The sequence below is a fragment of the Methylobacterium sp. WL7 genome, assembly GCF_008040085.1.
GTDB lineage: Bacteria > Pseudomonadota > Alphaproteobacteria > Rhizobiales > Beijerinckiaceae > Methylobacterium > Methylobacterium mesophilicum.
Window position 1 is genome coordinate 1 of record NZ_VRVG01000184.1, and the last position, 7,191, is coordinate 7,191.

General features: G+C 71.6%; 10 protein-coding genes. 5 read left to right on the plus strand and 5 right to left on the minus strand.

Features of this window, described 5'->3' with window-relative positions; genetic code table 11:
- Window positions 1-52: 52 nt before the first annotated feature.
- Window positions 53-463, minus strand: a complete 411-nt coding sequence (locus tag FV233_RS27015) for a hypothetical protein (protein ID WP_147899354.1) — start codon at window positions 461-463, stop codon at window positions 53-55.
- 177 nt (window positions 464-640) lie between these two features.
- A complete protein-coding gene (locus tag FV233_RS27020) occupies window positions 641-1,084 on the minus strand; it encodes a hypothetical protein (RefSeq protein WP_147899355.1) in 444 nt (147 codons plus the stop codon).
- Between the two features lie 255 nt (window positions 1,085-1,339).
- On the opposite strand from FV233_RS27020, the gene FV233_RS27025 reads away from it, so the two are divergent.
- Window positions 1,340-1,849 carry a hypothetical protein gene (locus FV233_RS27025; RefSeq protein ID WP_147899356.1) on the plus strand — a complete coding sequence of 170 codons (510 nt, stop codon included), beginning with the start codon at window positions 1,340-1,342 and terminating at the stop codon, window positions 1,847-1,849.
- Complete coding sequence (locus FV233_RS27030) at window positions 1,846-2,292, plus strand: hypothetical protein (RefSeq protein WP_147899357.1); 447 nt, start codon at window positions 1,846-1,848, stop codon at window positions 2,290-2,292. The genes FV233_RS27025 and FV233_RS27030 overlap by 4 nt, the downstream gene beginning before the upstream one ends.
- 13 nt (window positions 2,293-2,305) lie before the next feature.
- Here FV233_RS27030 and FV233_RS27035 read toward each other — a convergent pair whose 3' ends face one another.
- Window positions 2,306-2,560, minus strand: a complete 255-nt coding sequence (locus FV233_RS27035; RefSeq protein ID WP_147856131.1) for a hypothetical protein — start codon at window positions 2,558-2,560, stop codon at window positions 2,306-2,308.
- 93 nt (window positions 2,561-2,653) lie between these two features.
- Window positions 2,654-2,920 carry a hypothetical protein gene (locus tag FV233_RS27040; protein ID WP_147899358.1) on the minus strand — a complete coding sequence of 89 codons (267 nt, stop codon included), beginning with the start codon at window positions 2,918-2,920 and terminating at the stop codon, window positions 2,654-2,656.
- A gap of 471 nt (window positions 2,921-3,391) precedes the next feature.
- Here FV233_RS27040 and FV233_RS30680 point away from each other — a divergent pair, with 471 nt between their 5' ends.
- A complete protein-coding gene (locus tag FV233_RS30680; RefSeq protein ID WP_187278244.1) occupies window positions 3,392-3,529 on the plus strand; it encodes a hypothetical protein in 138 nt (45 codons plus the stop codon).
- Between the two features lie 45 nt (window positions 3,530-3,574).
- Here FV233_RS30680 and FV233_RS27045 read toward each other — a convergent pair whose 3' ends face one another.
- Window positions 3,575-4,300, minus strand: coding sequence for a hypothetical protein (locus FV233_RS27045; RefSeq protein WP_147899361.1), 726 nt, complete (start codon window positions 4,298-4,300; stop codon window positions 3,575-3,577).
- 162 nt (window positions 4,301-4,462) lie between these two features.
- On the opposite strand from FV233_RS27045, the gene FV233_RS27050 reads away from it, so the two are divergent.
- Together FV233_RS27050 and FV233_RS27060 are read left to right on the plus strand one after the other, a co-directional pair.
- Entirely contained in the window at window positions 4,463-5,242 is a 780-nt protein-coding gene (locus tag FV233_RS27050) for an SDR family oxidoreductase (protein ID WP_147899359.1), read from the plus strand.
- A gap of 960 nt (window positions 5,243-6,202) precedes the next feature.
- Window positions 6,203-6,991, plus strand: a complete 789-nt coding sequence (locus tag FV233_RS27060; RefSeq protein WP_147899360.1) for a class II aldolase/adducin family protein — start codon at window positions 6,203-6,205, stop codon at window positions 6,989-6,991.
- Window positions 6,992-7,191: the final 200 nt, after the last annotated feature.

Sequence of the window (7,191 nt, forward strand, 5' to 3'; positions counted from 1 at the left end):
GGGCGGGCGGGGCCAGCCCGCCGCTCCCAGGTTTCGGGGGGACCGATAGGTCCTATTTGGTGATCCGTACCGAGACCGGATCGCTGCCCGGAAAGCTCTCTTCCAGCGCCTCGTCGAGCCGCTCCTCCATCCGGTCCGCCCTGTTCGCGGCGAGGTCCCGATCCGCAGCCGGGGATCCGGCCGAGAGCGCGGTCGAACGCCGGCGCGCCGTAGACCGGAACACGTCGTAGACCAGCAGGCCGAGCCCGGCGGCGATCAGCAGGGCCGGCACGGGGTTCACCCGCACGTCGGCGACGAACCGCTCGACCGCCTCGCCGGCGGCCTGGCCGGACCGCTTTAGGTCGCCGAGATCCCGGGGGATGCCCGGCCCCTGAAGGCGGGATTGCAGATCGCCCAGCGTGCGATCCAGGCGCCCGCGGCTCGCCTCCACATCCTGCTCGAGTTCGTCCGCCGCGTTGGTCATGGGATCCTGCACTCCGGTGGAGCATCGCCCCCGGGCGCCGGTTTCCGGCGCTCGGGACGATGCGAAATCGAAACGTTCAGGCCTCGTCCCGGAGCGGATGTCCAGGACGATCGGCGAGAACCTGCGCGTCTCGGCCGATCTGCCGTCGCTCCGGGATCCGCGCTCCGCGACGCGGCGCTAGAGGTCCGGCGTCGGCAGCACGTCGACCGGGACCAGGGCCCGCGACCGTGGCACCGGCCGGATCCCGGGTGGGTTGATCAGCCGGTAGAGCGCGACGCCGGCCAGCATGGCGGCGGCCGCGGTCAGGACGGGCCGGCGCCGGGCGGCGGCCCGGACCGCGTCGGACATCTCACCGAACGAGCGGCGGGACACGTCCTCGGCCAAGCCGCCGACGCCGAGCGCGGCCTGATCGAAGAAGGCTTTCAGTTGCGGCAGCCCGTCGAAGCCGGTGCCCATGTCCCGGATGGCGTCGCCGACATCCGAGACGGCCCGGGCCGCATCGGCCCGCCGTTTGCCGGCATAGCCGTGGGCCTGATCGCGCAGGGCGTCGACGAACCCGCGCGCCGCGCTCCGGTCCGGCCCGGAAGAGGCCGGGCCTCGATCCTGGGCACCGTCGCGCATCAGGCTGTTCCTCCGGCAGGCATACTGTGTGGGGGAAGCCGGCAGCAGCCCATCCAGTTCCGCGGCCGGTCGGGGGCGTCGGGCCTTCCGGTGTCGCGGATACGCCGGCGCGGTCCGTTCAGCCCGCCCGAATTCCAGCACCGGGCGCAGCCTATGTTAACAAAGCCTCACCCCGTCGACTTGATTTTAACGGTTTGTTAATCATTACGATCAGTTTAATCACCCCAACGTCTACAGGCAGGGAGAGGGCACCCCGTGAGCGAGCTGCAGCGGCTTTTGAACGATCCGCGCTTCCGCACCGCCGACAAATCGAAGCGCGAGCCGGGCGCTGCCCCGGAAGCCAATCTCGGCAACGTCCTGCGGGTGGTGTCATCCCTGAACGAGCAGGCCCCGCTGCCGACGCCGCAATCGTCGCCGCAGGATTGGGACGCGCTGATCCACCGGGTGCAGGCCGCGGCCCGCCAGGCACGCGAAGTCGAGGCCCAGGCGCGGGAGCGCGAGGAGCGCATCGAGCACGTGCTGGAGCGGGTCCGCGACGACATCACCGCGTCCAACGAACGGGCCCGCATCGCCGAAGTGCAGGCGCGGGACGCGCAGGTCCGCGCGGAAGCGCAGGTCATCGCCGCCGAAGAGCGCGTGAAGGCGGCCGAGGCCCGGGCCCGGGCCGCGGAGGATCGCGCGCGTCACGCCGAAGAGTGGCTGGCCCGCGTCCAGGACGCGATCATGTCCGAATTCTCCGACCTGACCGATCAGGCCGCCGCATGAGCAGCAGCCCGGCCCGAGCGCAAGCGGTCCCCCCGGAGGTCGAGCCGGTGGACCGGGTGGTCGCGCTGTTCTCAGGACCCGACACCGCCGGGTCCGCGGAGGACGAGGATTGGTCGGCCTCGCTGCTGGCCGTCCGGGGCGTCGCGGCCCGGGTCCGCGAGATGCAGAAGCGCGCACGCGAGTCCGTCCGGGATGCGCAGCGCTCGGTCCGCGAGGCGGATGCGGCGGCGCGGGCGGCCGAGGACCGGGCTCGCCATGCCGAGGCGACGATGCGCGAGGCGGTCGCCCGCGCGGAGCGGGCCGAGGAACAGGTCCGCTTGGCGGCCGAGCGGGCCGACCGGGCCGAAGCCCGCGCCACCGAGGCGCATATGTGGCTGCGGCGCATGCACGAATGCATGGTCAGCGAGTTCGGCACCCTCGCGGCGGAACCGACCCGGCCCTGACGTGCCGCCGCGGTCACGCGACCGTCGGAGCCGCCGCGACGTCCACCGCGTGCTGCGCCCAGGCGTAGGGCTCGATATGGCCGTGATACACGGCGATCTCGAGTTGCAGGACCCGGACGCACTCGGCCGACAGCTCCGTCAGGATGTCGTAGCCCTCCTCGTCCACCGCGGACCGGACCGACACGAACGGCCGGTGATCGTCGTAGGTGACGAGGACTTCCTGTTCGGCATACGGATCGAGCGGGTTAATACAATAATGGGCCGGCATCTGCCTTCACTCCCGAGATGATGTCACGCAGGATGCCTCTAGTTCCGGGTTGTAACAGCCCGATGAAGAGTGCCGACCGCCCTGATGCACGGATCACAACCCGAGCGGGGCGACGGGGCCGGACGCGATAGGCAGCGGTGCGATTGGGAGAGGCGCGGAAAACTCGGCCCGGAGGGCTGCGAGCGCCGCGCGGATCGCCAGCGTCACCGAGCGCGGCGCGCGCGCGGCCTGGGCGCGCAGCTGAAGCTGCTGCAGCTCATGCCGGAGCACCCGCCGCCCGGGATCGCCGGGGATCCCGTAATCCGCGGTGAGCAGGCTCAGCAGCTGCCGGCCGAACGGATCCGCAAGAAGGGCCGCCATCAATCCATCCCGATGCAATACAGAGACCCGCTAATAGCGGCTTATGCTCTATCGCTCAGTATAAACCGCTGATTGGCGACTCCATAGCCGGAATGATAGGCGTAGATTACTGACTTGCGTACCCCCCGCGCAGGCCAGTACCGGCGAGGCGGGAGGGGGAGCCTTGCTCGCCCGCCTCGCCGGTACCCCCGGCTCCCGGTCCTCGCTCCGATGCGCCCGCTTACGCCGGACCGGCATCCCCTCCGGCGGCGAGCGCCCCGGGCCGACTCCGTATCCTTGCTCCGTATCCGTGCGGGGCCACGCGCTCCTGCGATGCGCCGGCGGTCGCCCGGTCTGTGCGCAACCTGCACCGATCCCGGCGTCCTGTTGAATTCGCCTCAAAACGACCAATCGTTTTAATGGCGAAACAACAATTCCCGGCGATGATTGCTGCATTCGGGCAATTCTAAGCTGTCCAGCGAGCAGGCCACCGTGACCCTCAGCCTCGTTCTCAGTATCACCGCCCCGCTGCTGACCGGCGTCGGCGCCCTGCTTTGGGCCGGGTTCGTGGCCCCGTGCCTCGACGAGGCGCCGGAAGCGGGCGCGCGCCGCGACCTGCGGACCTGGTAGCGCGCCTCACCACGCGGGCCCGCCACCGGGGACCGGCGGGTCCGCTCACGGCATGCGGCGGATCCCGGTGATGTTCTCCGGCGAAAGGTCGGCCGCGAGACTCCGGTGCGGCGGAGTCGCGGCGGCCCGCACCCGGGTCGGCGGCGGCCTGCCATGGTCGGCCGCGCCCGGGACCATCGCGGCCTGCCGGTCCGGCCAATCCTCGAGCTTCAGGTGCCGGGCCGGCTTCTGATCGCCGCAGCCGTCGCAGACCGAGACGAGCCACGATTGCCAGAGGCCGTCGGTCTTCTCCTGTGCCGAGCGCGCCTGCTCGCGATGCGCGGAGGCCAGCGGCAGGGTGTCGAGGTCGGCTTGCTGCCTGGGGGGCGCCAGGGTCCGGAGCTCGTCGAGCTGGACGTCGCGCTTGGCCGGCAGGCCGGATGCCGGTCCGGACCCGGGCGACGCGTTGGGCAAGGAGCCCGGCGAGGAGCCGGGCAAGGGATCGGCCAAGGAGCCCGTGGTGCCGGGATCGGGCCGGCAGCCGATGCAGATCCGGGTGCTGATCGCGTCGTCCGCGACCTGGCGCGGGGTCCGGCGCGCGATCGGCCGGGTCTCGGCCGGGCTGGCGCCCCGGCTCGGCGGCTTGGTCTGTCCCACCGCGGTGGTGTTCGGCGCCGTCTCGGTCGAGAGCGGGCCGCCGCCGGTCCCGGTGACGTCCGGCTGCGCGCAGGCCAGGCCGGCCGAGAGCGCCCAGAGCGCAAACCCGGCCGTCGGTATCCGAAGCACGATCATGGGCACCTCCATGAGGGACCAATCCCACAGGTTGCATCGGGTTCGGTACGTCTTTCGGCGGATCGGCTCGCCCGGTCCCGCCCCGCCCGGGTGCCGGCGGCACCGGCCGCGCGTTACCCTCCCGGGAGGCCCTCGCCGGAGGGCCGGTTCTCGGAGGCATCCATGGATCTGGGTTTGAGCGGGCGCCGGGCGCTCGTATGCGCGGCCAGCAAGGGGCTTGGACGGGGCTGCGCCCTGGCGCTCGCCCGCGAGGGCGTCGCCGTGACGATCACCGCCCGCACCGCGGAGACCCTGGAGGCGACCGCCGAGGCCATCCGCCGGGAGACCGGCGCCGCCGTGACCGTGGTGGTGGGCGACATCGCCACCGAGGCCGGCCGGGCCGCCGCGCTCGCCGCCTGCCCGGAGCCCGACATCCTGGTCAACAATGCCGGCGGCCCGCCCCCGGGGGATTTTCGCGACTGGGACCGCGACGCCTGGATCCGGGCGCTCGACGCCAACATGCTGGCGCCGATCGCGCTCATCAAGGCGACCGTCGACGGCATGATCGGGCGCAGGTTCGGCCGGATCGTCAACATCACCTCCGGGGCCGTGAAGGCGCCGATCGCGCATCTCGGCCTGTCCAACGGCGCCCGCTCGGGGCTGACCGGCTTCGTGGCGGGCCTCGCCCGCCAGACGGTGCGGCACAACGTGACGATCAACAACCTCCTGCCCGGCCCGTTCGACACCGACCGGATCCGCAGCAACGCCGCCGCCGGGGCCGCCCAGGCCGGCACCACCGTGGAGGCGTTCCTCGAAGCCCGGGCGCGCGACAACCCCGCGGGCCGCTTCGGCCAGCCGGACGAGTTCGGGGCCGCCTGCGCGTTCCTGTGCAGCCAGCACGCCGGGTTCATCACCGGCCAGAATTTGTTGATGGATGGCGGGGCGTATTCGGGGACGTTGTGAATACCTGTGCAGCCAGACCATCCGATCCCTCCAACCCACCCCCCTCATCCTGAGGTGCCGCGCAGCGGACTCGAAGGAGCCCTCCAGGGATCGCGCGGCCGGCTGGAGGGCTCCTTCGAAGCCTTCGCTCCGCTTCGGCACCTCAGGATGAGGGGGGTGGTTTGGAGCGGCGTGCGTCTCAACGGCTTTCGACACGCGTCATCGGCCCCGCGCGGAAAACCGCCGGGAGCACGGCTAAAAAAGACCCAGTCGCAACCGGGGTGACGCGGGACGCCGCGAAGCCCGAACGCAACGTTGCACAAAGCCGGCGTCCCGCGGATGCGGTGGCGCCGCCGCCGACAGGTCGGCCGCGCCACCGCATCCGTCTTTTACGTCCGGTGTCCGTCACGCGGGAACGCGCCTGCGCTAAGATCTGACCCGAGGTGCTCATCGCCCCTCAGCGCTTCCGAGCGAGCCTTCGTCGCACGCCCCCTCGTGGTGGAGAGCGTCGCAGAACCGCCGCACCGCCCAGGACAGGGGCGCCGTCAGGCCTCTGAACGGCCGGAGTCATTTCCTCCACCGGCCGCCGCCCAGCCCGAGCCGGGGGGTGTCGCGTTCCCGCGCCCGAGGCTGCCGCAGCCGACGGCAGACGCAGGCACCGGCCCACCGCCGCCGACCCGGCGGCTGACCGGACCGGCGCCCCGAGACGTCTCACGACGGTTCGCGGCGGGCGAGAGACCATGGGCATAAAATAGGAACATTGTCAAGGTATCGCTGGATAAGGGGTTCCCAAAGGGCGAGCCCTTTGGCGGAGCCCCCGATCATCGGGCGGAGCCCGACACCAGGGCTCCGCCCTGGACCCGCACACGGTCCCGGACCTTGTGTATCCGGGACCCCATCGATCGGCCCCGATGCATTGCCGGCACGCGGCCCCTGGTGCACCCTGTCGGCGATGCCGCCCAGCGAGCCAGGAGCCGTCGCATGATTGCAGCCGCCCATTCGAGCGCCCCGGACCACGCGGCCGACCCCGCCGCGGTCGAGGCGATGCGGTTCGACCTGGCGGCGGCCTACCGGCTGATCCACCGGCTCGGCCTCGACGACAGCATCTACACCCACATCTCGGCGCGCCTGCCGGGGGAGGGCCACCGGTTCCTGATCAACCCCTACGGCCTGCGCTTCGAGGAGGTGACGCCGCAGAACCTCGTCACCGTCGATATCGACGGCCGCGTGCTCGAGGACCCGATGGGGCTCGGCATCAACCCGGCCGGCTTCACGATCCACAGCGCCATCCACGCTGCGCGCCACGACGCGATCTGCGTGCTGCACACCCACACGGTCGCGGGCGTCGCGGTGTCGTGCCAGGAGGAGGGGCTGCTCGCCCTGAACCAGTGGTCGATGCAGTTCGCCGGCCGGCTCGCCTATCACGCCTACGAGGGCATCGCCCTCGACCTCGACGAGCGGGCGCGGCTGGTGGCCGACCTCGGCGACAAGCCCGTCATGGTGTTGCGCAACCACGGGCTGCTGACCTGCGGCCGGTCGGTCGGCGAGGCGTTCAAGCTGATGCACAACCTGGAGCGCTCGTGCCGGGCGCAGCTGGCGATCCAGGCCGCCGGCGCGCCGATCACCCGCCCCTCCGCCGCCGTCGCGGCCAAGACCGCCGGGCAATACGCAGCCGGCTACGATCGCGTCGTCGTCCAGGGCGCCCCGGACAACGAGTGGGCGGCGTTCAAGCGGATGCTGGCCCGCACCGATCCCGATTTCGCGCAGTAAGCCGGCTACGGATGATGCGCGTGGTCGTGCTGGGGTGAAGGGCGCGGGTGCTTTGCGCGCGTGTGCCTGAGCGGATCGCACATCGCTGCCGGATGTGGGCCGAGGCCAACCCCAAGCGCGTCTCCCTCCCCCTCTGCGGGGGAGGGTGGGCCATGCGTCAGTAGGGGTCGGGAGAGGGGAACCCGGGTTCAGAAAGGGGT